Here is a 25,768-nt window from a genome sequence, read left to right on the forward strand (position 1 = left end):
CCCCTGCCGGCCGGGGCGCCTCTGCCCCGGCCCGCACGCCAGCGATGAAGCCCTTGTAGGGAGTTGAAATCATGGCCCCGAGCGCCATGAGCCGTATCACCCGTACCGTCCGTACTGCCCGTACCGCCCGTGCCACCGCCGCCCCCCGTTCCGGCCGCCCCGCCGGTCCCCGGGCCGAGTGGACGAAGTCCCTCGCGGAGGCCCAGCCGGTCGCGTACTGGCTGGACGACCCCGGCAGGCCGCATCCCGAGCCCGCCCTCACCGGTGCCGAGGAGTGCGACCTGCTGGTGGTCGGCGGCGGCTACAGCGGGCTGTGGACCGCGCTGATCGCCAAGGAACGCGACCCCTCCCGCGAGGTCGTCCTGGTGGAGGGCCGCGAGGTGGGCTGGGCCGCCTCCGGCCGCAACGGCGGATTCTGCGCCGCCTCCCTCACCCACGGGCTGCCCAACGGGCTCACCCGCTGGCCCGACGAGATCCACACGCTGGAGCGGCTGGGCGCCCGCAACCTCGACGCGATCGAGGAGACGGTCGCCCGCTACTCCCTCGACTGCGACTTCGAACGCACCGGCGAGATCGATGTCGCCACCGAGCCCTACCAGGCCCGGGAACTGCGCGACTGGTACCAGGAACTGGACGCGGCCGGGCTCGCCGAGGGCGTCGACCTCCTCGACGCCGACGAGGTCCGCGCCCAGGTCGACTCCCCGACCTTCCGGGCGGGCCTGTGGGACCGCCGGGGCGTCGCCATGCTGCACCCCGCCAAGCTCGCCTGGGGCCTCAAGCGCGCCTGCGCCGACCTCGGCGTCCGGGTCTACGAGCACACCCCCGCCCTGGACCTGAAGCCGTACGGCGCCGGGATGGCCGTACGCACCCCCTACGGCCGGATCCGCGCCCGGCGGGTCGCCCTCGGCACCAACATCTTCCCCAGCCTGGTCAAGCGGATCCGCCCCTACACCGTGCCGGTCTACGACTACGCCCTGATGACCGAGCCGCTCACCGCCGGGCAACTCGACGCCATCGGCTGGAAGAACCGCCAGGGCCTCGGCGACTCCGCCAACCAGTTCCACTACTTCCGGCTCTCCGCCGACAACCGGATCCTGTGGGGCGGCTACGACGCCGTCTACCCGTACGGCGGGCGGGTGCGCGCCGAGTACGACGACCGCCCGGAGACCTACACCAGGCTCGCCGGGCACTTCTTCACCTGCTTCCCGCAGCTGGAGGGCGTCCGATTCAGCCACGCCTGGGGCGGGGCCATCGACACCTGCTCCCGGTTCTCCGCGTTCTTCGGCACCGCCCACCAGGGCAAGGTGGCCTACGCGGCGGGCTACACCGGTCTCGGGGTGGGCGCCACCCGGTTCGGCGCCGACGTCATGCTCGATCTGCTGGCGGGGGAGCGGACCGAACGCACCGAGCTGGAGATGGTGCGCACCAAGCCGCTGCCGTTCCCGCCCGAGCCGTTCGCCTGGACCGGGATCGCCCTCACCAAGTGGTCGCTGGCCAGGGCGGACGACCACGAGGGGCGGCGCAATCTGTGGCTGCGGACGATGGACCGGTTCGGGCTCGGCTTCGACAGCTGAGCCCCCGGTGAGTCGTTGGCTCCCGGTCGGCGGCCCGGCCCCCCCCGTTCCCGGACGGCCATTCCCGGCCTCCCGTTCCCGCCTCCCGTTTCCCGGCCCTCGTTCCCGGACATCCGTGTGATCCGGTTCACTCCAACCGGTCGTCCGAACTCGCGTAATGCCCGGCACGGTCCCCCCTCTCTCCCTCGTGACGCGAACGCGTCGACACCAACGAGAGAGGGAGGGCTTTCTCATGACAGGTGCGAAGACGGCCGTCGAATGGCTGGCATCCGTCGCACCGGATCCCGACGCCTGCCGGTGGGAGTGGGAGCGCAACCCCCTGGGGGTCGCCCTGCTGCCCGCGGGCCGGGCCTGGGACGTCCTGATCCTGCCGGGCGAGCTGGGCTATCCGACCCTGGACGTGCTCACCCGCATCCTGGACCGGCCGGGCCCCGTCCTGGTCGACTTCGGCGACTCCCGGATGGGCTTCCTGGTGCCGCCCGGCACCGCCGCCCGCTGGATCGGCACCGGGGTCCGCTCCGTGGGCACCGGCACCTGGATCGTGGTGCCGTACCCCGGCCGCTCCACCGGAGGGGTGCGCTGGCTCGTCCCGCCGGACGGCTCGGGCACCCTCACCGATCCGGCCCTGCTGGAACTGGCCATGCACGAGGCCGCGGCCGGGCTGGCCCGGGAGAAGAACGGGTGAGCGGGGCTGAAGACACCGGTCGCGGCCGGTCACGGCAGGGGATGCGGGGGACCCTGCGGATGACGCGCGGCAGGTGAGCACGGGTCGCCGTCCGCTCCGACCGGCGGACGGCGACTCCCGATCGACGGCCCGTCCTCTTCCCGAGGTCCCGCCGTCTCGTCCCAGAGGTCTTGACAACCGAATTGGTCTGGACCAAGTTGAGGGCTCGTCCGTCGTTCCTCCCTGATCCGGTGCCACGCTCCACCCCTCCCCTTCCCCATGCCCGGAGGTACCCGTGGAACGCTCCCTCCGCATCTCCCGCGTCTCCCGCTTCTTCCGCCCCGGCCGCCCCAGACCCCGCGTCCGTCGCGGACTGCTCGCGCTGCTCACCACCGCCGCGCTCGCCGCGTCCGGCATCTCCGCCGTCAGCAGCCATGCCGCCGATACCGACCTCGCCCGCAACGGCGGCTTCGAGTCCGGCCTGAACAACTGGACCTGCTCCGGCGGCACGACCGTCAACACCCCGGTCCGCAGCGGGACGTCCGCGCTGCGCGGCACCCCGGCCGGGAGCGACAACGCCCGCTGCTCGCAGACCGTCACCGTGCAGCCCAACGCCCAGTACACGCTCAGCGGCCATGTCCAGGGCTCGTACGTCTACCTCGGTGTGAGCGGCACCGGCACCACCGACGCGTACAACTGGACCCAGTCGGCCTCGACCTGGCAGCAGCTCAGCACCACCTTCCGTACCGGCGCCGCCACCACCCGGGTCACCGTCTACACCCACGGCTGGTACGGCACCCCCGCCTACTACGCCGACGACATCACCCTGATCGGCCCCGGCGTCGACCCCGGCCAGCCGCCCGCCGTACCCACCGGACTCAGGTCCACCGCAGTCACCTCCACCAGCGCCGCCCTCTCCTGGTCCGCGGTGACCGGCGCGACCGGCTACGCCCTCTACCGCGACGGCGTCCGGATCCAGACCCCGGTCGGCACCTCGGCCACCGTCGCCGGACTCACCCCCGCCACCGCCTACTCGTTCCAGGTCGCGGCGGTCAACGACGCGGGGGAGTCGGCGCGCTCGGCGGCCCTCACCGTCACCACCGGCAACCCGGGCGGCGGCAACCCCGGCCAACTGCCCCCGCACGCCCTCGTCGGCTATCTGCACGCCAGCTTCGCCAACGGCTCCGGCTACACCCGGCTCGCCGATGTCCCCGCGAGCTGGGACGTCATCCATCTGGCCTTCGGTGAGCCGACCTCCGTCACCTCCGGCGACATCCGCTTCACCCGCTGCCCGGCCACCGAGTGCCCCGGCGTCGAGAGCGAGGCCGATTTCAAGGCCGCCATCCAGGCCAAGCAGGCGGCCGGCAAGAAGGTGACCATCTCCATCGGCGGCCAGAACGGCCAGGTGCAACTCGGCACCACCGCCGCCCGGGACGCCTTCGTCACGTCCGTCTCGCGGATCATCGACGAGTACGGGCTCGACGGCCTCGACATCGACTTCGAGGGCCACTCGCTCTCCCTCAACACCAACGACACCGACTTCAAGAACCCCACCACCCCGGTGATCGTCAACCTCATCTCGGCGGTGAAGACCCTCAAGGCCCGGTACGGCCCCGACTTCATCCTGACCATGGCCCCGGAGACGTTCTTCGTCCAGCTCGGCTACCAGTACTACGGCACCGGCCCCTGGGGCGGCCAGGACCCGCGGGCGGGCGCCTACCTCCCGGTCATCCACGCCCTGCGCGACGACCTCACCCTGCTCCACGTCCAGGACTACAACTCCGGCCCGATCATGGGCCTCGACAACCAGTACCACTCCATGGGCGGTGCCGACTTCCACATCGCCATGACCGACATGCTGCTCACCGGCTTCCCGGTCGCCGGCAACCAGAACAACGTCTTCCCGCCGCTGCGGCCCGACCAGATCGCCATCGGCATGCCCGCCTCGGTCAACGCGGGCAACGGCTACGTCTCGCCCGCCGAGGTCACCAAGACCCTGGACTGCCTCACCAAGAAGACCAACTGCGGCTCGTACACCACCCACGGCACCTGGCCCGCCCTGCGCGGCCTGATGACCTGGTCCATCAACTGGGACCGGTTCGCGAACTGGGAGTTCCAGCGGAACTTCGACAGCTACTTCCCGTGACCGGACCCCAGCCCGCCACCACCCGGACGAACACCGTGAGGAGGACCACCCCGAGGCACCAACCGGCCACCACGTCCAGCGGCCAGTGATAGCCCCGGCGCACCAGCCCGTACGACACCCCGAGCACCGCCGCCGCGCCCACCGGCACCAGGGCGCGGCGCGCGGACGCCGGGCGCGTCCAGGGCAGGAGCAGCAGCACGGCACAGCCGTAGGCGACCAGGGCGGTGGTGGTGTGCCCGGACGGGAAGTACCCGGTGGCGGGCGGCACGACCGGCGTCCCCGGCCGGTCCGTGAGCATCTTCACCGGTACGACGACCAGCGGCACGAGCGCCATCAGGGCGAGGGCCGCCGTCGCCGGGACCCACCAGCGCACCGCCCCCGCCCGCCGCGCCCGCCGGGCGGCCCACCCGGCGGCGAGCGCCAGCACGGGCACGGCGACCTCCACGTTGCCGAGGTCCGACAGGAACTCCGAGAACCCGTCCGGCCGCACCAGCTCCCGACTGACCCGCTCGTCCACCCCGACCAGCGGCCCGCCGGCCACCACCTGCCAGGTGATCAGCGCGAACAGGCCGAGCGCCACGAGGACAAGGGCGACCGGGGCGAGGGCGGCGGGAGCGAGCGGTACGGGCACGGGGGACAGCTTCGCAGCAGCGCGGGCCGGGCCGGAAATCGACCACCCACCGGCTAAAATTGACTCAGTCCAAACTGATGGTTAGCTTGAGATACGGGAGTGAGGCACGCCCCCGGTCACCGTCGACCGCGGCACCTCGTCCGCCTCCTCCGCCCCGCGCTGGAGCGCGGCCCCCGCTCGAACCCCTTCCCTGCCCTGGAGCACCCCCATGACCTGCTACGACTGCACCCTTGAGGACCGCGCCGGCACCTCCGCCGTCGGTGTCTGCGCCCGCTGCGGACTCGCCGCCTGCCAGGACCACGCCCGGGTCCTCACCGCCCAGGTGTCCCAGTCCAACGGCCTGGGCCCGTCGACCGCCCCGGTGCGGGCCCGCCGCTTCGTCTGCGGCACCTGCCACACCGCCGAGACGGCGTACTGAGCCACCGCCCCGGGACGCCGCAGTCAGGCGCCCCGGGCGGCGGTACGGGCGACGCGCGCGCAGTCGCCGCACAGCCCCCACCAGGTGATCTCCGCCTCGTCCACCACGAAGCCCTTGCTCTCGACCAGGTCCAGACAGGGCGCCCGGCCCACGGAGCAGTCCACGTCCTCGATCCGCCCGCAGGCGCGGCACACCAGATGATGGTGGTTGTCCCCGACCCGCAGTTCGTACCGGGCCGGTGACCCGGCCGGCTCGATACAGCGGATCAGCTCCGCGGCGGTCAGATCCTCCAGCACGTTGTAGAGCCCCTGCCGCGACAGGCCGCCGGGCCCCGCCGCGCCCACCCCGACCCGGGTCTCGATCTCGGACGCCGTGGAGTGCGGGTTCCCCAGCAGCGCGGTCAGCACCGCCCGGCGCTGCACCGTGCTGCGCAGCCCCTTCTCCCTGAGCATCTCGCCGGCCAGCCGCTCGGTGACGGTGTTCATGATGCGCCCTCCCTGTACCGGACCTCACGCTCCAGGATGCCGACAAACCCGGTGGGGTCAAAATTGACCGGGTCAAATCTGTGGCAGGGTCGCGGGGCCGCGGGGTCGCGGGGTCCGGAGGCCGGGCGGACGCCGACGGCCGGAGCCCCCGCACAGCGGGCTCCGGCCGTCGGCGGTCGGGAAGGCGGCGCGTCAGAGCGCCAGACCGGTGAGGACCAGCACCCGCTCATAGGTGTAGTCGTCCATCGCGTACCGCACGCCCTCACGGCCCACGCCGGAGAGCTTGGCGCCGCCGTACGGCATCTGGTCGGCCCGGTAGGACGGGACGTCGCCGATGATCACGCCGCCGACCTCAAGGGCGCGGTGGGCACGGAAGGCGGTCTGCACGTCATGGGTGAACACACCCGCCTGGAGACCGTACTTGGAGGCGTTGACCGCCGCGAACGCCGCGGCCTCGCCGTCGACCCGCTGCACGGTGAGGACCGGTCCGAAGACCTCCTCGCGCGCGAGCGTCGCGTCGGCCGGTACGTCGGTCAGCACGGTCGGCGCGTAGGACGCCCCGTCGCGCTTCCCGCCGGTCAGCAGCCGGGCGCCCGCGCCCACGGCCTCGTCCACCCAGGACTCCACCCGCACCGCGGCGTCCTCGCTGACCAGCGGGCCGACATCGGTGGCCGCGTCGGACGGGTCGCCCGTCACCTGCGCCTCCACCGCCGCCACGATCTTCGGGAGCAGCCGGTCGTACACCGACGCGTCCGCGATCACCCGCTGCACGGAGATGCAGGACTGACCGCCCTGGTAGTTGGAGAAGGTCGCGATGCGGTGGGCGGCATGGTCCAGGTCCGCCTCGGAGGCGAAATCGGCCAGCACCACGGCCGCGCCGTTGCCGCCCAGCTCCAGCGTGCAGTGCTTGCGCGGCACCGAGTCCATGATCGCGTAGCCGACCTTCTCGGAGCCCGTGAAGGAGATCACCGGCAGCCGCTCGTCCTGGACCAGGGCGGGCATCCGGTCGTTCGGCACCGGCAGGATGCTCCAGGAACCGGCCGGAAGCTCGGTCTCCGCGAGAAGCTCACCGAGGACCAGACCGGACAGCGGGGTCGCCGGGGCCGGCTTCAGCACGATCGGGACGCCCGCCGCGATCGCCGGGGCCACCTTGTGGGCGCACAGGTTGAGCGGGAAGTTGAACGGCGCGATACCGAGGACGACGCCCTTCGGGAAACGGCGGGTCACCGCGAGGCGGCCCTGGCCGCCGGCGTCCGTGTCCAGGCGCTGGGCCTCGCCGCCGTTGAAGCGGCGGGCCTCCTCGGCGGCGAACCGGAACACCGAGACCGCCCGGCCGACCTCGCCGCGCGCCCACTTGATCGGCTTGCCGTTCTCGGCGGAGATGAGCTGCGCGATCTCCTCGGTGCGGTCGGCCAGCCGGCGGCTGACGTGGTCCAGGGCGGCGGCGCGGACGTGCGCGGGGGTGGCGGCGAAGTCCTCACGGACGGCGTACGCGGCGGCGACGGCCTCCTCGACCTGGGCCTCGGTCGGCACACTGACCGTGCCGACCTCCCGGTCGTCCCACGGGGAGGTGACGGCGAAGGTGTCGTCGCCGGTGGCCTGACGGCCGGCGAGCCAGAAGGCGTGGGTGGCGGTCATAGGGGCCCGGCCCTTCGGTGGTGGTTCGGATGTGCGGGTGGTATCCAACGGTAGGCGGGGAGGGGTGGCGGGCCGGTTGTCCGAACCGTCGGGGTTGGGGGGTGGGATTTGCCGGATTGTCGTATGGGGAGCGGGGGCCCTGCCGGGCGGGGGATGGGCGGGTGCGGGTGGTGGGGGGTGGTGCGCAGTTCCCCGCGCCCCTGGGTGGGTGGGGGGGGGGGGGGGGGGCACTCCTGGAGCTGTGGGGATTCAAGGTCTCCCGGAGATGGTGGGAGGGGGCTCTACCCCTCTCGGGCACCCTCCTGCTGACAGACCGCGCGGATCGGCGTGGACCAGCCGCCCGGGTCGCGCATCCGATACAGGTTGCCTTCCGTAGTCGTACCCTGACTCCATGACGTATGCGGGGAAGAAAATCAAGGACGCCCGTAAGCGAACCGGGCTCACACAGCGCGAGTTGGCCACCCACTCGGGGGTCTCTGTCTCCACGATCCGCAAGCTCGAACAGGGGGAGCGCTCCGGGGCCCGCATGGAAACACTCCACGCGCTCGCTAGGGCGCTGCGGCTGCCGACCATGGCCCTGGTCACCGAACCCCGGGAGGAAGGGGCCCACGCGGGGACGCGCGAACTGTGGGCACCGGTGCGAGCCGAACTCATGCGCCCCCCCGCTCCGGACGGCGACGCCCCCGCCACGCCGACCGGGGTTGCGCGCGTCCTGGCCGCGTCGGTCCCGCTCTACCGGGATCATCGGTTCACCGAACTCGCTGCGGTTCTGCCGTCGTTGCTGCGCGACGCCGACACCTTGAGCGACGAAGGGCGGGGGGTCCGTGTCCGGGTGTTGCAACTCGCGGCGGGCGCGCTGACACACACACGACAGTTCGACATTGCGGAACCAGTGGTCCGCCGCGCCCTGGCGGACGCTCAGGACCGAATGGAGGGATCAGCGAGCGTCAACACTCTTGCGTGGCTGCGGATCCGGCAGGGACGGCTGGACGAAGCTCTGTCGCTCGCAACACAGTGGGCCGACGAGATGGAGCCCCGCATGAGTCGCGCCACGGATGCGGAGCTGTCCGCGTGGGGGCTCCTGCTGCTGCGAGCGTCCGGCGCGGCAGCACGTAACAACCAAACTGGCGTCGCCTCCGACATGTTGAGACTGGCCCGAAGTGCCGCGACTGCCATCGGGCGCGAGGTACGCCTGGAGCACGAGAACGTACGGACGTTCGGCCCCACCACGGTTCGGATGCACACGGTTGAGGATGCCCTGGTCAAGGACCGACCGGACAGCGTGCTTCGCCTCGCCGAGCGCATGCCGCTCTACTCGGTCCGCCCGTCGAGCAGCGCCCGCAGTCGGCATGGGCTGGACGTAGCCAGCGCACATGCGCGCCTTGGACAGTTCGCGGAAGCTTTCGGCAAGTTGAGCGAGATTCAAGCCGGGTCGCCCGAGTGGTTCCCCAACCAACCGTTCGCCCGGAACACGCTCCAAACCATCATCGACGGGCGACGCACCCTCACCCCCGAGATGCGCCGCATGGCCGATGCGCTGCACCTGAGCCTGTAGCGGTGGCACTTTCGCACTGTGTGTAGTTGAAGTGCCACAGACAGTGGGCCCCTGGCAGTCCTAGCGTCGATGCATGCCCCCCGACGAAGCCCCGCCGACCGTGCCCGCCGACGCGCACTAGTGGATGCCTCCGCTGGTCTGTGGCCGGAGTCTCCGTGCCCCGCGCCCCTTGTTCTCCTCCCCGCCGCAGTGCCGAAAAGGTGCGCTCCCAAATCCGGGGGCGCGCAGTGAACCGACCTCCGAACGTAGCCACGGTGCTGGTGGACACCGCCGCGAACCAGCTCGGCGAATTTCGAGGTGTCATGGGCCCGTACTGGACTTTGCGTCCCGTGGGCGGCGGCATCGAGTGGGAAGTAAGGCCCACACAGTTACGCCTCGCGGACCCTGCCGAGCGTCTACGGGCTGAAACCGCGCTCGCGAATGCCCGGAGCCGGGGTGAGGTCTTATGAGGTGCGGTTTGCGGGTCTTCGGCCTGCTCTCGTCCTGGTTCGTCGCACCGCCGGATTGCCGCAAGGCCCCCAGATGTCGACCCGCACACGATCGTGGGGGTGACGACGTGACCGCGCCACACGCCTACTGGGCGGAGATCACGGCCGAGGGACCCGTCTACGGGCGGTGCCAGAACGTGTGCGTGACGCTGGGCCGGTTCAGGTCCCCGTTCATCAAGCCGGCCCTCGGATGGGCGGCCAGGCGTGCGCTGCACATCGCCGAACGGCTCGACCCCGCCCCCGGGGTGCCCTGGTGCCCCGGACCGGCACTTCGCCCCGCTCCCGATGTGGTGGCCGCCGAGGGCGACGTACCGACCCGCTTACGCCAGTGGGCCGCATCCGCAACCGAACGGCTGGACGCGTACCGGCAGTTGCGCGGCGGGGACCCGTGGGCGCTGATCGTCGCCGACCACAGCGGGATCTACTCGTTCACCGTCTGGCCGGTGAACGCCCGCGCGGCCCCGCACCCGTCGCTCCCGACCGTACGGGGACGGCACCGGAAGCGGTTGGCCGAGCTGGTGCTCACCCCGCCCTGAGACCGGTCCGCCCATCCGTACAAGGGACAGCGACGGAGGGGCGGACCACCCACCCCCATCAGCAACCGCCCCGCGAAGCAGCGACACCCGCTGCGGAGAATCTCGCGAGGGCGGTAGGGACGACCCTGCGCATGGCCTCGCCCCCGGCCCCGGTCAGCCCCACCCCATCCGGGGCGACCGGGGCCGAACCTCCGGAGACACCATGACCTTCACCTCTCTCGTCACCGACCGCCCCGGGCCGCCCGACCCCGCCCGATGTGCATGGTGCCGAGCCCTGCAAGCACACCTGCACGACCGAGCGGCAGCGGGCGACATGCAAGCCGTCGCCCGCACCAGGGACCTCCGCGCGCTGCACGAGAACCAGGCGCACGAAGGGACACCGACACGTCGCCCGGTCGCCGGTGCCTGAGACCCCGCCCCCGGACGGACGTCACTGACTCGGCGGGGGGCGGTTCCAGAAAGACACCCGACCAGGAAGGTTCAGCGATGAAGCCGTGGATTCTGAACGAAGACTGTGACCACCAGTGGGTCAAGTGGAGTGGCGCTGACCGGTGCCGCAAGTGCGGGGCCACGAAGTAGCAGCCACCAGAACGACCGGAAGGGATGCCAGCCCGGGGCCCTTCCGGCATGGATGGAGAAACCGATGACAGAACGCGTTCCATGGGAAGAACTTCCCGCCGCCCTGCGTGAAGCGGTGGAAGCGCGCACCGGTCCGGTGGTCACCTCAGAAGTCGTCACCAGTGGTTTCAACTGTGCGCTTGCCCTGGTCGCGGAGACCCGGAGAAACGGACGGCTGTTCCTGAAAGGGGTGCGGACGTCCGATGCGGCAGGAGTCGCAGCTCTGCTCTGGGAAGAGCGGATCAACAGCGCGGTCGGTGGAGTCAGCCCAACGGTTCGCTATCGGTTTGAAACGGGCGGGTGGCTCTGCCTTGCGTTCATCCACATCAACGGACGCCATGTCGACTACGGCCCCGGAACCCGCGACCTCGTCCCCCTCGCACACACCATGCGCCAACTCCGCCACCTCCGGACACCTGCCTTTCCCGTCCCGCAGTTGGCGGACCGGTTCGCCGGACACCTCACCCCACGGGAAGCGGAAGCACTACGCGGAACCCACCTGCTCCACACGGACACCAACCCCCACAATGTCCTGATCAGCCACCCCGGACACGCCTACCTCGTGGATTGGGCCCTAACCGCACTCGGACCCGCTTGGGTCGACGCCGCCTACACCGCCACCTGGATGATGTGCTTCGGACAGACGCCCGAGGCCACCGGTGCATGGTTGTCAGGCATCCCCAGTTGGCAACATGCGGACCCCCGCGCGGTTGAGGCATTCGTGGCCGGAACATGCCGGGAATTCACGGCTGGTGTGGGGGACCAGGACTCAGCAGCGAGCAACGCACGGTTTCAGGCTTTGCTCGACTTCCCCCGCGCACCGGCCGGTGTCCGGCAAGTACCGGCGACTGGCTGACCTTTGGTCGTCCCTGCGCTCTCCGCCCGTCGACTCGGCCCCGTACGTCCCGCGCTGCGGCACGGTGGAAACCAAGCCCTGGGCCCTAGCTCCGCCACGGGTCGGCGCACCGTGGGACGCCACAGCGGCTAGCGGGGGTCTGTTGCCTTGAGGGCTAGCCAGAGTTCCATTCTTGCGTCCGGGTCGTCCAGGGAGCGGCCCAGGATCTCCTCGACCCGGCGCATGCGGTAGCGCAGGGTGTGGCGGTGGACGCCCAGGTCGGCGGCGGCGGCGTCCCACTGGCCGTGGTGGGAGAGCCAGGCCCGCAAGGAGGCGACCAGGTCGCCGCGGCCGGTGGCGTCATGGTCGCGCAGGGCCCGGAGCAGGCCGTCGGCGAAGGCGCGTACCGCGTCGTCGGCGAGGAGCGGGAGGACCGAGCCCGCCGCCAGCCGCTCGTGCTCCACCAGGGCGCGGCCCCGGCGGCGGGCCACCGACAGAGCCTGCTCCGCCTGCTTGTACGCGCTCGGCACCGTGGTCGGGCCGGTCGGGCCGGACAGGCCGACGGACACCGGGACGACCTCGTCGGCCGCGGCCTCGGTGACGGTCGCCGCGTACTCCTCGCACGCCGCCGTCGCCGCCCCGCCGTCCGCCGCCAGCACCACCAGCCGCTCGCCCTCCGGAACGACCAGGATCGCCTCGCCCGCGCGGGCGGCGGCCGTCTCCAGCCGCTCGGGCAGGGCGTCCGCCGCCGCCGGGCCCTCGGCGAGCAGGAGCCGGAAGGGGGCGTCGAGCAGCGGGCCATACAACTCGCCCGCGACCGCCCGGGCATGGTCCGGCTCCCCCGCGAGCAGCATCCGCAGCACCGCCGTGCCGATGCGCTGCTCGGCCGCGTGCAGCGAGCGCGAGCGTTCCGTGGTGAGGGTGAGCAGGGCGATGGCCGAGTGGACGGCGTACCGCTCGGCCGTGCCGAGGGCGGCGGCCGTACCCACGGCCAGGGCGGCGCGCGGGCGGCGGCCGGTGCCCAGGGTGTGCAACTCGACCCGGTCCTCGTGCTCGGGCCCGCCCACCACCGAACTGGCCGGCGCCGGACGGTCCCGCAGCCGTTCCACGTCGGCGGTGAGCCGGGCCGCCCGGCGCCCCGCCCACTCCGGCGCGACCGCGACGACGGCACCCGAGGCGTCGTAGAGCGCCGCCCACCCGTCGAGCTGTCCGGCGAGCGCGCCCAGCAGCCCCTCGGGGCCGCCGGACAGGGTCTGCCGGGTCAGTTCGCGCTGGGCGGCGAAACCCGCGGTGACCGCCCGGTACTGGTCCGCGGCGATGGCCGCCGACACCGCCTTGGTGATCGCGAGGAACGGGGTGCGGCGCGGCACCTCCAGCAGCGGCAGCCCCTCCTCCTCGGCCGCGCCGAGCAGCGCCCCGGGGGTGGCGTCGTAGTTCACGCCCACCGCGAAGCCGAGGCCGACCACGCCCGCGCCCGTCAGCCGCCGCACGTAGCGGCGCATGGCCTGCGGGTTCTCCGCGTCGAGCTGGAGCGCGGTGGTCAGCAGCAGCTCCCCGCCCTCCATGTACGGCACGGGGTCGGCCAGCTCGCTGACGTGCGCCCAGCGCACCGGGACGTCCAGCCGGTCGCCGCCCGCCCGCACGGTCAGCCGCAGCGCGGAGTGGTGGACCAGCGAGGCGAGCGTGGGGGGCATGGCGGGCCTTCGGTCGGTGAGGGTCAGCACGCAGCAGTCACCGGTGATCCGTGATCGGTGATCCGTGATCGGTGATCGGTGATCGGTGATCGCTGATCGGTCCGGTGACTTCTGTGATCACTTGGCCGTCGTGTATGAACGGCCTCTCTCGATTCTGCCTCACTGTACGGTCGATCGGGCCCCCGCCGGTCAGCCGTCCAGTCGCACCAGGCCCGGCGGGGCATGCTCGCCCCGCACGTCGGTCAGTGACAGCACCGCGTGGCCCGGCGGCAGGTCGTGGGCGAGCTGCGAGGCCGACCAGCGCTCGCGCTCCACCTGGCGCACGGTCACCGCGTCCGTCGTCACCGCCTTGCCGGTGACCAGCTTGCGCAGGGCGTGGATCGCCCGGGTCATCGGCTGGTCGGCGAAGACGGTGTGCTTGGCGACCTCCCGGGTCTCCACCCACTCCGTGCCCCACGCCTGGGCGAACCGGCCGCCGTCCCAGGTCGTCACCCCGGAGAACGCCATCCGGCAGCCCACCGCCGCGAACAGCGGCCCGTGCAGCGGCTCGGGCACATCCCCGATGGTCCGCAGGGCGAGCACCACCCCGGCGTTCCGGGAGCGCAGCCCCTGGATCCGGCGCACCGACTCGGCGGTGACCGTGCCGGTGGCGTCGTCGAGGACCAGACAGGCGAAGTGCGGGCGCCGCCCGTCCCGGACGACCGCCGCGAACTGGGCCAGCACCAGCCGGGCGATCAGCCGGGCCGCCTCCTCGTGCCCGCGCTCGGGCAGATCGATCCGCACCCGCAGCGGATGCCCGGCCACCGCCCGCAGCGAGAAGGGCCGCGCGGCCCCACCGCCCCCGAAGAAGTCCGCGAACACCGGACGGTCGAGCAGCGCCAGCCGGTCCGCGAGGGCCGGGCCCACATCGGCGGGCGTACCGCTCTGCCGCAGCCGCGCCTCCAGCTCCCGGCGCATCACGGTGTGCCCCTCACCGGCCAGCGCGTCCCGCAGCCCGGCCAGCGCCCCCGGATCGCCCTCCAGCAACTCGCGCAGCACCGGCAGCGCGGGGAAACGCCCGTGCACCGCCCGGTACGGGCCGAGGAGCTGGGCCAGCGCGGTGGCCGCGCTCTGGTTGCCGACCGCCTCGACATCCCCGATCAGCGCCTCGGCGAGGATCCCCGCGGCCTCGTCGGCGTCGTCGCTCTCCGCGTAGGGGTCCAGGTCGTGCACGGAGGCGGGGTCGCCGATCCGTACGACGACGTCGTACGACGTGTCCGGGCCCAGCCGGGTGCCCGCCGCCGAGACGGCGACGACCGAGCCGGCCCCGGTCAGCGCGCCCAGGGCGAGGGACTCGACCAGCGGCCCGGTCAGCCGCCGGGTCTTGCCCGCGCCCGACGGACCGACCACCAGCAGCGAGGTGGCGAGGACGTCCGGGCCGAGCGCGGCGCCCGCGTCCCGGTGCTCGGGCGGGGTGCGGTCCCCGGCGACCCAGCGGCCGATGCGCACCTGACCGGCGAGCAGATCGTGCCGGGCGCCGCGGCCGGGCAGGTCCCGGGCGCCTGAGGGATGGGTCCAGGCGGCGGCGCCGTGCTGGAGCACGGTCTCGGTGAAGGCGGCCAGACGGGTGCCGTCGCCCTGCGTGTGCGCCCAGGCGCGGTCGACGCGGGCGCAGTCCACGTCGTTCATCCGCCCGCTCAGCACCTCGGTGGTGAGCAGGTCGGCCGCCTGGTGCTGACCGGCGCCGCGCAGCGCGGGCCACTGCGAGCGCGGCGGCTCGGCGGGCCCGGTGACCGGCTGCTGCCGCGAGCGGGCGTCGAGCAGGGCAGGGGCGTAGGGGAGCCAGCCGCCGACCCGGGCGAACGGCCAGACCACCAGCAGGGTGATCAGCCCGTACAGGGAGTCCACGAAGAGTTGTGAAGCGAACAGGTCGTAGCCGCCGGAGACCAGCGCGGTCAGCGAGAGCAGCGGCGCCACCACGGGCAGCGCGTCCCAGCCGACGCCGAAGGCGTCGGGGAAGACGAAGCTCAGCACGGCGAGCGCGGCCAGCAGCGCCAGCAGGGCGCGCGCGGGCTGCGGACGGCGGCCGATCGCGTACCGGATCACCTCGGGCCAGCTCCCGAGCCGGCCCATCGAGCAGACGAGTACGGCGAAGAAGACCCCGTCGTAGACGATCCGGGCCTCGGCGCCCTCCATCTCCTTGGGGGAGGCGATCGTGCCGCCCCACCACCAGGTGTCGGGGGTGGCCAGCCTGAGCGGCGCGAACTGGTAGGGGATCGCGCCCTGCCGCCACAGCGACCACAGCACCAGCGTCACCGCCAGCGGGATCAGCAGCCCGACCACCGTGATCGGCGCCAGCCGCCCGCCCCCCGCGTCCGGCTCCGGCGGCCGGTACCCGAACCGCCAGATCCCCGGCCGCGCCACCGGCCGCGGGGTGTCCAGCCACCCGGCGACGACGGAGACCGGAGGCGTGCCGGGGGCGGCGAGGGGCGGAGGCGGCACCCCTGGGACGCCGGGGGCGGTCAGGGGCGGGGGAGGGGCGCCGTACCGGGAGCCGTACGCCGGCTCGGCGCGGTCGTGGGCGGGGCCCTGTGCGGGGGGGTGTCCGGGGCGGTACGGGGGCGGGTGGCCCGGGCCGTGGGCGGGGCTCTGCGCGGGGCCCTGTGCAGGGCCGTGCCCTCCGCCGTACTCGGACCCTGCCCCTGCCCCCGACCCGGGACCGGGAGCGGGGCCCGGCTGGCGCCCCGGGCCGTACGGGGGCTGATGCCCCTGGCCGTACGGGGGCTGGTGCCCCTGGCCGTCGCCGGAACGGTGTCCCGGGCCCGGCACGGACTCGTGCCCCGGGCTGTAGCCGGCCCCGGGTGCCGCGCCCGCCCCGGGTGCCACGCCGGGCCTCGGTGGGGTCCCGTACGGGGTCCCGTCCGGCCCGGGTGCCGCGCCCGCCCCGGGCGCCACGCCCGACCTCGGCGGGGTCCCGTACGGCGTCCCGTACGGCGTCCCTGGCACCCCCGGCAGCCGCTCCGGCCCAGGTGGAGTTCCGTCCGGCCCAGGCGGAGCCCCGTAGGCGCCGCCCCCCTCCGGCCCCGCCGAAGTGCCCTGAGCCCCCGGCGCCCCGGCCGGACGGGGTGGCACGACAGGTGCGTCCGGTGGCACCGTCGGGCGCGGTACGGGGCTCGCGTGTGTGCCCCGCGCGTCCTGCGTCCCGTCGCTGTCCATCGCCTTGCCCCCTGACCAGCCGTTCCGTCCACCGTCAGCGAGTCAATCTAACGCCCCCGCAAGGGGAGTTCACCGCATACGTGGCCGCATCCGGCCGAGCCGCCGGTGCACGGCCCGTCCGTCGCCCGTCCGTCGCGCGTCCGTGGCCCGTCCGCGGGTATGTCCACGACGGACAACGCGCCCCGCCGAAAACGCCCACATGGAGCATGCCCGCGTCCCGCCCGCCGCCCTAGCCTGCGAGAAAAAGAAGGCAAGCGTCCGAAAAGCACCGCCGTCGACCTCTCACCCCCGTCGACACGCCCGAAACGCAAGATCACAGGGAGCCCCCATGACCGCAGTTCCGCAGGAGCGCCGCGTCGTCACCGCCATCCCCGGCCCGAAGTCGCAGGAGCTTCAGGCCCGCCGTACCGCCGTGGTCGCCCAGGGCGTGGGCTCCGTGCTGCCCGTCTTCACCGCGCGCGCGGGCGGCGGGATCATCGAGGACGTCGACGGCAACCGGCTCATCGACTTCGGCTCCGGCATCGCCGTGACCTCCGTGGGCGCCTCCGCCGAGGCCGTCGTACGCCGGGCCGCCGCCCAGCTGGCCGACTTCACCCACACCTGTTTCATGGTCACGCCCTACGAGGGGTACGTCGAGGTCGCCGAGGCGCTCGCCGAGCTGACCCCGGGCGACCACGCCAAGAAGACGGCACTGTTCAACTCGGGCGCCGAGGCCGTCGAGAACGCCGTCAAGATCGCCCGCGCGCACACCAAGCGCCAGGCCGTCGTGGTCTTCGACCACGGCTACCACGGCCGCACCAACCTCACCATGGCGCTGACCGCGAAGAACATGCCGTACAAGCACGGCTTCGGCCCCTTCGCGCCCGAGGTCTACCGCGTCCCGGTCGCCTACGGCTACCGCTGGCCGACCGGCCCGCAGAACGCCGGCCCCGAGGCCGCCAAGCAGGCGATCGACCAGATGTCGAAGCAGGTCGGCGCCGACAACATCGCCGCGATCATCATCGAGCCGGTGCTCGGCGAGGGCGGCTTCATCGAGCCGGCCAAGGGCTTCCTGCCGGAGATCGTGAAGTTCGCCAACGACAACGGGATCGTCTTCGTCGCCGACGAGATCCAGTCCGGCTTCTGCCGCACCGGCCAGTGGTTCGCCTGCGAGGACGAGGGCATCGTCCCCGACCTGATCACCACCGCCAAGGGCATCGCCGGCGGTCTGCCGCTGGCCGCCGTCACCGGCCGCGCCGAGATCATGGACGCCGCGCACGCCGGCGGCCTCGGCGGCACCTACGGCGGCAACCCGGTGGCCTGCGCGGGCGCGCTCGGTGCCATCGAGACGATGAAGGAGCTGGACCTCAACGCCAAGGCGAAGCACATCGAGACGGTCATGAAGGCCCGCCTCACCGCCATGGCCGAGAAGTTCGACCTCATCGGCGACATCCGCGGCCGTGGCGCGATGATCGCCGTCGAGCTGGTCAAGGACCGTACGACCAAGGAGCCCAACCCCGAGGCGACCGCCGCCCTCGCCAAGGCGTGCCACGCCGAGGGCCTGCTGGTCCTGACCTGTGGCACCTACGGCAACGTGCTGCGCTTCCTGCCCCCGCTGGTGATCGGCGAGGACCTGCTCAACGAGGGCCTCGACATCATCGAGCAGGCATTCGCCGGCGTCTGACCGCCCGCTTCCCCACCCCTGCGGCGGTCCCCGGGCGAGGATGTGAAGCAGCCCGCAGGGTGTGAAGAAGGTGTGCGAGGTGGATGGCGGGAGGCCGATCGGGCTGTCCACGCCCGGGGCCGCTGACGTAGCTTCTACCCGGATGAGAGATGGACCCGCCCACAGGGGACTGTGAGCGGAACAGGACGGGGCCTCCCCAGCTTCGCCCTGGTCGTGCCCTCGCGCACACCTTCGGGGCCCTGGGCCCCGGAACACCTCACGATCGGACGGTCGCCCGCCCCACACCCCCCGGGGCGGTCGGCGTTCCGATCCGGACGGCCGACGCGGAACCGGACCGATGCCTGCGGGAGCAGCTCACGGGGGACCCGGACGGTACGCCCCGGTACGCCCTTCGAAGGGCCGGCACACACCCCCCCTTGTGCCGGCCCTTCGGCATGTCCGGGCCCCCGTCCGGCCCCGCCGCCGCGCCGCCTTTCATCGCCTCATCGCCTCACCGCCTCACGGCCGGGCCGCCTCCTCCGACAGCGCCTTCCGGCCGCCACCGGTCTGGACCTCCGAAGGCCCTCCCCGACCTTCCCCGACCTCCCCCGACCCTCCCCGAGGCCCGCTCCCTCACCCTCTCTTCTCTGTTCCCCTCCGTCCCCCCGTCCGCCCCCTGTCCGCCCCCCTCCCCCTCTTCCCGGCGGGCCGCCCGGGGCCGATTCTGGTGGGTCGTATCCCCGTCGGGAGGGAGGGGCGACGATGCCCATGAGCGGTCGCGTTGTCTTGAGGGAACTGGTGTGTCAGGTCGGCGGCAGCTTCGGCGAGCCCGCCGACGCGATGTTCTCCCGGCTGGCCGAGGACCTGCCGGAACGGATCGACTGGAGCCACACCGACTCGGTGGCGGCGACCCGGGAGGAGCACGGGGCCTGGCTGCTGGCCACCCGCCGCTTCCAGGAGACCGTCACGGTCACCGAACGCGAGCGCGCCGCCGCGCAGACCAGCCCGCGCAACCGGTTCCTGCCGGGCGGGACCCGCCGCAGGGCAGAGGCCGCCGAGCGGTGCCATGCGGAACTGCGAGCGGCGGTGCGGGCGTACCAGCCGGTCATCGCGGAGATCGAGCGCCGCAGACTCGCCGAACGGGCCGAGCGGCGCCGCCGCCAGGAGGAACTGGCCGGCCGCTGGCGGGAACGGGCCGAACGCGAACAGCGGCAACGGCGTGAACAGGCCCGGCTCCATCTGACGGTGGCCGCACAGGCGGTGTGGGGCTGGACACTGACCGAGCGGGGCGGCGAGCGCACCGTCTGGGTCCACCGCTACGACGTCCCGCCCGCCGCCCGCCCGGGCGACGCCGTCCGCTCCTCACGGGAACCGCTCACGGCGGCGGCCCTGGAACGCAAGCTCAAGGCCCTCGCCAAGGAGGCCCGGCCGGGCCGGCTCGGCTGCCGGTGGGACGAGCGGGCGACGATGCGGGTGGCCCGGGAGTGCGCGGTGGGCGATCTGGCCGGGAACTTCGCGCTCTGGTGGGCCGCGGTCACCCACTCGTACTGGGACTCCCCGTCCGAGATACCCGACCGCCGCAGCGAACGCCCCTCGCGGATCCCCCCGACCGGCCGAGGCGCCTCCCGCCCCAGCGGCCAGGGCGCGGGCGGGGCGCCGTACGGAGGCGGATTCTCGTTCGGCGGCGGCTTCTGACGGCGTCCGCGGTGGGCCGAACGGCTGCGCCCGGGGTGGTCGGTTCGTCCGGGATCCGGTACGAACGAACGGGTAGCACCCGTCGGTAACCCATGGCTCCCTCATGGACCCGAGGATGCCCATGGACCCCATGGCTCCCCTCGTGGACCCGAGGATGCCGATGGACCCCATGGACCCCATGGACCCGAGGCCCTCCATGGCTCCCCGTGGACCCACGGCCCCCCGTGGACCCCCGGCTTCCCATGGACCCCATGGACCCCATGGAACCCATGGCCCCCCCAACGACCACGATCCCGTCACGCGGCGAGGTGAGCGAGATGACCGCAACCCCCACCCGGCCCACCGTCAGCGAGCACGAGGCACGTCAGGTGGCGGAGGCGGCCCGCGAGCAGGACTGGCGCAGGCCGAGCTTCGCCAAGGAACTGTTCCTCGGCCGCTTCCGGCTCGACCTCATCCACCCCCACCCGCTCCCCGCCGACGAGGATGTCCGGCGCGGCGAGCGCTTCCTCGCCGACCTGCGTGTCTTCTGCGAGCAGCGGATCGACCCCGCGGTTATCGAGCGGGACGCCCGGATCCCGGACGACGTGATCGCCGGACTCAAGGAACTCGGCGCGCTCGGCATGAAGATCGACCCGCGGTACGGCGGCCTGGGCCTGACCCAGGTGTACTACAACAAGGCCCTCGCCCTGGTCGGCTCCGTCAGCCCGGCCGTCGGCGCGCTGCTCTCGGCCCATCAGTCGATCGGCGTACCGCAGCCGCTGAAGGTGTTCGGCACCCAGGAGCAGAAGGACACCTTCCTGCCGCGCTGCGCCCGTACCGACATCTCCGCGTTCCTGCTCACCGAGCCGGACGTCGGCTCCGACCCGGCCCGGCTGGCCACCACGGCGGTCCCCGACGGCGACGACTACGTCCTCGACGGAGTGAAACTGTGGACCACCAACGGGGTCGTCGCCGACCTGCTGGTGGTGATGGCCCGGGTGCCGACGTCGGAGGGCCACAAGGGCGGCATCACGGCCTTCGTGGTCGAGGCCGCCGCCGAGGGCGTCACCGTCGAGCACCGCAACGCCTTCATGGGGCTGCGCGGCATCGAGAACGGTGTCACCCGCTTCCACCGGGTCAGGGTCCCGGCCGCCCACCGCATCGGCCTCGAGGGCGCGGGCCTGAAGATCGCGCTCACCACCCTCAACACCGGCCGGCTCTCCCTGCCCGCGATGTGCGTCGGCGCCGGGAAATGGTGTCTGAAGATCGCCCGTGAGTGGTCGGCCGCCCGGGAGCAGTGGGGCAAGCCGGTCGCGCTGCACGAGGCCGTCGGCGCGAAGATCAGCTTCATCGCGGCCACCACCTTCGCGCTGGAGGCCGTGGTCGACCTGTCCTCCCAGATGGCCGACGAGAACCGCAACGACATCCGGATCGAGGCCGCCCTCGCCAAGCTCTACGGCTCCGAGATGGCCTGTCTGATGGCCGACGAACTGGTCCAGATCCGCGGCGGACGCGGCTTCGAGACGGCCGAGTCCCTGCGGGCGCGGGGCGAGCGCGCGGTCCCGGCCGAACAACTGCTGAGGGATCTGCGGATCAACCGCATCTTCGAGGGCTCGACGGAGATCATGCACCTCCTGATCGCTCGCGAGGCCGTCGACGCCCATCTCTCGGTCGCCGGGGACCTCATCGACCCCGAGAAATCCCTCCAGGACAAGGCGAGAGCGGGCGCCCACGCCGGGGTCTTCTACGCCAAGTGGCTCCCCAGGCTGGTCGCGGGACCCGGCCAACTCCCGTCCTCGTACGCCGAATTCAAACACGGCGTCGACCTCTCGCCGCATCTTCGGTACGTCGAACGCACCTCCCGCAAGCTGGCCCGCTCCACCTTCTACGCCATGTCCCGCTGGCAGGGCCGGATGGAGACCAAGCAGGGCTTCCTGGGCCGGATCGTGGACATCGGCGCCGAACTCTTCGCGATGAGCGCCGCCTGCGTACGCGCCGAACTCCTGCGCCGCCAGGGCGAGGAGGGCCGGGCCGCCTACCGGCTCGCCGACGCCTTCTGCCGCCAGTCCCGCATCCGCGTCGAGGAACTCTTCGGGCGCCTGTGGACCAACACGGACGCGGTGGACCGCACGGTGGTCAAGGGCGTGCTGGCGGGCGAGTACACCTGGCTGGAGGAGGGGGTCCTGGACCCGTCCGGGGACGGACCGTGGATCGCGGACGCAACCCCCGGTCCGTCGCGGACGGAGAACCTGCACCGCCCGATCCGCTAGGGCCTGTCGTTTCGGATCATCCCGGCGTCGCCCCTGCCGCCGGACGACAGGCTCCGGCGGTCAGGCCGGGTTCAGCACTTCTTGTCGCTGGGGTCCCGGGTCGTCCAGGAGCAGGTGTCGACCTTGGACCCGTTCGACTTGGTCAGCGTCGCCGTGTCACTGGTGTTGTTCCACACGTAGGCCCGGCGGTCCTGGTACTTGTTCGCGGCCGTGTCGCCGCCGCTCCCGGTCCGGATCTTCATCGTCTTGCCCGCGCCGATCTTCACGTTGGCGAAGACGTACTTGTGGTTGGACTTGTCCTTCAGCACCCAGCCCTTCAGCGAGATCGCGGAGCGGCCGGTGTTCTTGATCTGGACCCACTCCGCGTTGAGGCTGGAGTTGGAGCGGTTGTCCGAACCGGGGCTGTCGAACCACACCCGGTGGATCACCACGCCGCCGGCCGCCTGGGCGGGGCTGGACAGCAGGGTGCCGGTGAGCACGGCCGCGCCGGCGAGAGCGGGCAGGGTGAGAGCAGCGCGCATGCGCATGTGGGAATCCCCCCAGGGACGTCGTCAGAAGGCATCGGAGACCGATGCGAGAACCGCGGGAACCGGTCGTCCACCGGCCCGCGAAAGAAGTGGTATCACACGATCTTCACCGGGGGTTCACAAAGCGCCATTTCCGTACTTCGTCCACGGCGCGGCCCCTCTGGGGGACACCCTTGTCCTCCCCGACAGCCGATGCGGCCACAATGGAGCGATGAGCGACAGTCCAGCCCCACTCGCCGACCCCCACCTGGTCCACGACCCAGTCGCGGGCGGTGGCCCCAGGGACGTGGTGATCCTCGGCTCCACCGGGTCGATCGGCACCCAGGCCATCGATCTCGTGCTGCGCAACCCCGGCCGGTTCCGGGTCACCGCGCTCTCCGCCAACGGCTCCCGCGCCGCCCTCCTCGCCGAGCAGGCGCACCGGCTGGGCGTCAGGACCGTCGCGGTCGCCCGCGAGGACGCCGTACCGGCGCTGCGCGCGGCCCTCAGCGCCCGGTACGGGCCGGGTGAGCCGCTGCCCGAGCTGCTGGCCGGGCCGGACGCGGCCACCCAGCTCGCCGCCTCCCCCTGCCACACCGTGCTCAACGGCATCACCGGCTCCATCGGCCTCGCCCCGACCCTCGCCGCCCTGGAGGCGGGCCGCACCCTCGCGCTCGCCAACAAGGAGTCGCTCATCGTCGGCGGCCCGCTGGTCAAGGCGCTGGCCGAGCCCGGCCAGATCATCCCGGTCGACTCCGAGCACGCCGCCCTCTTCCAGGCCCTCGCCGCCGGCACCCGCGCCGAGGTGCGCAAGCTGGTGGTCACCGCCTCCGGCGGCCCCTTCCGCGGCCGGACCAAGGCCGACCTCGCCCACGTCACCGTGGAGGAGGCCCTCGCCCACCCCACCTGGGCCATGGGGCCGGTGATCACCATCAACTCCGCGACCCTGGTCAACAAGGGTCTGGAGGTCATCGAGGCGCACCTGCTGTACGACATCCCCTTCGACCGCATCGAGGTCGTCGTGCACCCGCAGTCCTACGTCCACTCCATGGTCGAGTTCACCGACGGGTCCACCCTCGCCCAGGCCACGCCCCCCGATATGCGCGGGCCCATCGCCATCGGTCTCGGCTGGCCCGAGCGCATCCCCGACGCGGCCCCCGCCTTCGACTGGAGCAAGGCTTCCACCTGGGAGTTCTTCCCCCTCGACAACGAGGCGTTCCCCTCGGTCAACCTCGCCCGGCACGTCGGACAGCTCGCGGGGACCGCCCCGGCGGTGTTCAATGCCGCCAACGAGGAGTGCGTGGAGTCCTTCCGCCAGGGAGCGCTCCCGTTCAACGGGATCATGGAGACCGTCACACGGGTCGTCGAGGAGCACGGCACCCCGGGATCGGGAACCCCGCTCACCGTGTCGGACGTCCTCGAAGCGGAGACCTGGGCACGCGCCCGGGTCCGGGAACTGACGGCACAGACGGCACAGACGGCACTGACGGCACAGACAGCACAGACGGCCACCGCGGAGGCGCGTGCATGACGACCCTGATGATGATCCTCGGCATAGTCGTGTTCGTGGTGGGTCTGCTGGTCTCGATCGCCTGGCACGAGCTGGGACATCTCTCCACGGCCAAGCTGTTCGGCATCCGGGTGCCGCAGTACATGGTCGGCTTCGGCCCCACCCTCTGGTCCCGGAACAAGGGCGAGACCGAGTACGGCATCAAGGCCATCCCGCTCGGCGGCTACATCCGCATGATCGGCATGTTCCCGCCCGGCCCCGACGGCAGGATCGAGGCCCGCTCCACCTCACCGTGGCGCGGCATGATCGAGGACGCCCGCTCGGCCGCCTTCGAGGAACTGAAGCCCGGCGACGAGACCCGCCTGTTCTACACGCGCAAGCCGTGGAAACGGGTCATCGTGATGTTCGCCGGCCCCTTCATGAATCTGATCCTCGCCGCGGCCCTGTTCCTCACCGTCCTCATGGGCTTCGGCATCTCCCAGCAGACCACCACGGTCAGCTCGGTCTCCCAGTGCGTCATCGCCCAGAGCGAGAACCGCGACTCCTGCACCAAGGCCGACGCGCCCTCCCCGGCCGCCGCCGCGGGACTCCACCCCCGCGACAAGATCGTCTCCTTCGACGGGGTGCGCACCGACGACTGGAACGAACTGTCCGACCTGATCCGCGCCAACCCCGGCAAGGACGTCCCGATCGTCGTGGAGCGCGGCGGCGAGGACATCACCCTGCACGCCACCATCGCCACCAACCAGGTCGCCAAGAAGGACTCCAACGGCCAGATCGTCGAGGGCCAGTACGTCAGCGCCGGCTTCCTCGGCTTCAGCGCCGCCACCGGTGTCGTCCGCCAGGACTTCGGCGAGTCGGTGACCTGGATGGGCGACCGCGTCGGCGACGCCGTGGACTCCCTCGCCGCCCTGCCCTCCAAGGTCCCCGCGCTGTGGGACGCCGCCTTCGGTGACGGACCGCGCGAGGCGGACTCCCCGATGGGCGTGGTCGGCGCGGCCCGGGTCGGCGGCGAGATCTTCACCCTGGACATCCCGCCCAGCCAGCAGGTCGCGATGGCGCTGATGCTGGTGGCGGGCTTCAACCTCTCCCTGTTCCTGTTCAACATGCTCCCGCTGCTGCCGCTCGACGGCGGCCATGTCGCGGGCGCCCTGTGGGAGTCCCTGCGCCGTCATCTGGCCCGGCTGCTGCGCCGCCCCGACCCCGGCCCGTTCGATGTCGCCAAGCTGATGCCCCTGGCCTATGTGGTCGCCGGGGTCTTCATCTGCTTCACCGTCCTCGTCCTGATCGCGGATGTGGTGAACCCGGTGAGAATCTCGTAGCGGCCCGGGAGACACGGCGGGCGGGTGCGTACGGGTGTCCGGCCGCCGTTGTCCCGGTGGGTTTGGCTGTGTGATGTGCCCGGCCCAGGGGTGGTGCCGTAACCTCGGAGCCCGGAGCCCGTCGCGTTCACGGGGCCGGACCTTGAACCACGACTTGGGGTTGCACAGCAGATGACTGCGATTTCTCTCGGCATGCCGTCCGTACCGCTCAAGATCGCTGAGCGCCGCAAGAGCCGGCAGATCCAGGTCGGCTCCGTAGCGGTCGGCGGCGACGCCCCCGTCTCCGTGCAGTCCATGACGACGACCCGTACGTCCGACATCGGCGCGACCCTTCAGCAGATCGCCGAGCTGACCGCGTCGGGCTGCC

General features: G+C 72.3%; 20 protein-coding genes. 14 read left to right on the forward strand and 6 right to left on the reverse strand.

Going from position 1 to position 25,768, the window contains the following annotated elements; all coding sequences use genetic code 11:
* Positions 1–71: 71 nt before the first annotated feature.
* The 3 genes from ACIQNG_RS24460 (at position 72) to ACIQNG_RS24470 (ending at position 4,384) form a co-directional block, all read left to right on the forward strand.
* Complete coding sequence (locus ACIQNG_RS24460; RefSeq protein ID WP_401487755.1) at positions 72–1,574, forward strand: NAD(P)/FAD-dependent oxidoreductase; 1,503 nt, start codon at positions 72–74, stop codon at positions 1,572–1,574.
* A 232-nt stretch (positions 1,575–1,806) separates the two neighbouring features.
* On the forward strand, positions 1,807–2,259 hold the full coding sequence (locus tag ACIQNG_RS24465; protein WP_401432663.1) for a hypothetical protein: 453 nt from the start codon (positions 1,807–1,809) through the stop codon (positions 2,257–2,259).
* A gap of 274 nt (positions 2,260–2,533) precedes the next feature.
* Positions 2,534–4,384 (forward strand): chitinase, encoded by a 1,851-nt coding sequence (locus ACIQNG_RS24470; RefSeq protein WP_401487756.1) that lies wholly within the window; start codon positions 2,534–2,536, stop codon positions 4,382–4,384.
* Here the strand turns inward: ACIQNG_RS24470 and ACIQNG_RS24475 are convergent.
* The gene (locus ACIQNG_RS24475) at positions 4,323–5,015 is read right to left on the reverse strand and encodes a phosphatase PAP2 family protein (RefSeq protein WP_401487758.1); all 693 of its coding nucleotides are present in this window, start codon (positions 5,013–5,015) and stop codon (positions 4,323–4,325) included. The genes ACIQNG_RS24470 and ACIQNG_RS24475 overlap by 62 nt on opposite strands.
* A 208-nt stretch (positions 5,016–5,223) precedes the next feature.
* Here ACIQNG_RS24475 and ACIQNG_RS24480 point away from each other — a divergent pair, with 208 nt between their 5' ends.
* A complete protein-coding gene (locus ACIQNG_RS24480; RefSeq protein WP_401432669.1) occupies positions 5,224–5,433 on the forward strand; it encodes a DUF2180 family protein in 210 nt (69 codons plus the stop codon).
* 23 nt (positions 5,434–5,456) lie between these two features.
* On the opposite strand, the gene ACIQNG_RS24485 is transcribed toward ACIQNG_RS24480, so the two are convergent.
* Together ACIQNG_RS24485 and ACIQNG_RS24490 are read right to left on the reverse strand one after the other, a co-directional pair.
* The gene (locus ACIQNG_RS24485; RefSeq protein WP_401487762.1) at positions 5,457–5,918 is read right to left on the reverse strand and encodes a Fur family transcriptional regulator; all 462 of its coding nucleotides are present in this window, start codon (positions 5,916–5,918) and stop codon (positions 5,457–5,459) included.
* Positions 5,919–6,110: 192 nt separating this feature from the next.
* Positions 6,111–7,556 (reverse strand): aldehyde dehydrogenase family protein, encoded by a 1,446-nt coding sequence (locus ACIQNG_RS24490; RefSeq protein ID WP_401487764.1) that lies wholly within the window; start codon positions 7,554–7,556, stop codon positions 6,111–6,113.
* 391 nt (positions 7,557–7,947) lie between these two features.
* Between ACIQNG_RS24490 and ACIQNG_RS24495 the strand changes: the two genes are divergently transcribed.
* The 4 genes from ACIQNG_RS24495 (at position 7,948) to ACIQNG_RS24510 (ending at position 11,609) form a co-directional block, all read left to right on the forward strand.
* Positions 7,948–9,111: a helix-turn-helix domain-containing protein gene (locus ACIQNG_RS24495; RefSeq protein ID WP_401487766.1), complete on the forward strand. Its 1,164-nt coding sequence runs from the start codon at positions 7,948–7,950 to the stop codon at positions 9,109–9,111.
* Between the two features lie 200 nt (positions 9,112–9,311).
* Positions 9,312–9,560, forward strand: a complete 249-nt coding sequence (locus tag ACIQNG_RS24500; RefSeq protein WP_401487768.1) for a hypothetical protein — start codon at positions 9,312–9,314, stop codon at positions 9,558–9,560.
* 107 nt (positions 9,561–9,667) lie between these two features.
* Positions 9,668–10,135: a hypothetical protein gene (locus tag ACIQNG_RS24505; RefSeq protein WP_401487770.1), complete on the forward strand. Its 468-nt coding sequence runs from the start codon at positions 9,668–9,670 to the stop codon at positions 10,133–10,135.
* A gap of 643 nt (positions 10,136–10,778) precedes the next feature.
* On the forward strand, positions 10,779–11,609 hold the full coding sequence (locus ACIQNG_RS24510) for a phosphotransferase (RefSeq protein ID WP_401487772.1): 831 nt from the start codon (positions 10,779–10,781) through the stop codon (positions 11,607–11,609).
* Positions 11,610–11,737: 128 nt separating this feature from the next.
* On the opposite strand, the gene ACIQNG_RS24515 is transcribed toward ACIQNG_RS24510, so the two are convergent.
* On the reverse strand, positions 11,738–13,282 hold the full coding sequence (locus tag ACIQNG_RS24515) for a PucR family transcriptional regulator (protein ID WP_401432683.1): 1,545 nt from the start codon (positions 13,280–13,282) through the stop codon (positions 11,738–11,740).
* 189 nt (positions 13,283–13,471) lie between these two features.
* On the reverse strand, positions 13,472–15,763 hold the full coding sequence (locus ACIQNG_RS24520; RefSeq protein ID WP_401487774.1) for an ATP/GTP-binding protein: 2,292 nt from the start codon (positions 15,761–15,763) through the stop codon (positions 13,472–13,474).
* A 1,042-nt stretch (positions 15,764–16,805) separates the two neighbouring features.
* On the opposite strand from ACIQNG_RS24520, the gene gabT reads away from it, so the two are divergent.
* From gabT to ACIQNG_RS24535, 3 genes are all read left to right on the forward strand, one after another.
* A complete protein-coding gene (gene gabT, locus ACIQNG_RS24525; RefSeq protein WP_401432689.1) occupies positions 16,806–18,140 on the forward strand; it encodes a 4-aminobutyrate--2-oxoglutarate transaminase in 1,335 nt (444 codons plus the stop codon).
* Positions 18,141–18,887: 747 nt separating this feature from the next.
* Positions 18,888–19,814, forward strand: coding sequence for a hypothetical protein (locus ACIQNG_RS24530; protein ID WP_401487776.1), 927 nt, complete (start codon positions 18,888–18,890; stop codon positions 19,812–19,814).
* A gap of 317 nt (positions 19,815–20,131) precedes the next feature.
* Positions 20,132–22,063: an acyl-CoA dehydrogenase family protein gene (locus ACIQNG_RS24535; RefSeq protein ID WP_401487778.1), complete on the forward strand. Its 1,932-nt coding sequence runs from the start codon at positions 20,132–20,134 to the stop codon at positions 22,061–22,063.
* 71 nt (positions 22,064–22,134) lie between these two features.
* Here ACIQNG_RS24535 and ACIQNG_RS24540 read toward each other — a convergent pair whose 3' ends face one another.
* Positions 22,135–22,590 (reverse strand): lamin tail domain-containing protein, encoded by a 456-nt coding sequence (locus tag ACIQNG_RS24540; protein ID WP_401487780.1) that lies wholly within the window; start codon positions 22,588–22,590, stop codon positions 22,135–22,137.
* A gap of 211 nt (positions 22,591–22,801) precedes the next feature.
* Here ACIQNG_RS24540 and dxr point away from each other — a divergent pair, with 211 nt between their 5' ends.
* The 3 genes from dxr to ACIQNG_RS24555 form a co-directional block, all read left to right on the forward strand.
* On the forward strand, positions 22,802–24,100 hold the full coding sequence (gene dxr, locus ACIQNG_RS24545; RefSeq protein WP_401487782.1) for a 1-deoxy-D-xylulose-5-phosphate reductoisomerase: 1,299 nt from the start codon (positions 22,802–22,804) through the stop codon (positions 24,098–24,100).
* Positions 24,101–24,108: 8 nt separating this feature from the next.
* On the forward strand, positions 24,109–25,401 hold the full coding sequence (locus tag ACIQNG_RS24550) for a M50 family metallopeptidase (protein WP_401487797.1): 1,293 nt from the start codon (positions 24,109–24,111) through the stop codon (positions 25,399–25,401).
* A gap of 171 nt (positions 25,402–25,572) precedes the next feature.
* Positions 25,573–25,768: flavodoxin-dependent (E)-4-hydroxy-3-methylbut-2-enyl-diphosphate synthase (locus ACIQNG_RS24555; protein ID WP_401487784.1), on the forward strand; the 196-nt coding region annotated here is incomplete at its 3' end.

The organism is Streptomyces sp. NPDC091377 (genome assembly GCF_044757045.1).
Lineage (GTDB): Bacteria > Actinomycetota > Actinomycetes > Streptomycetales > Streptomycetaceae > Streptomyces.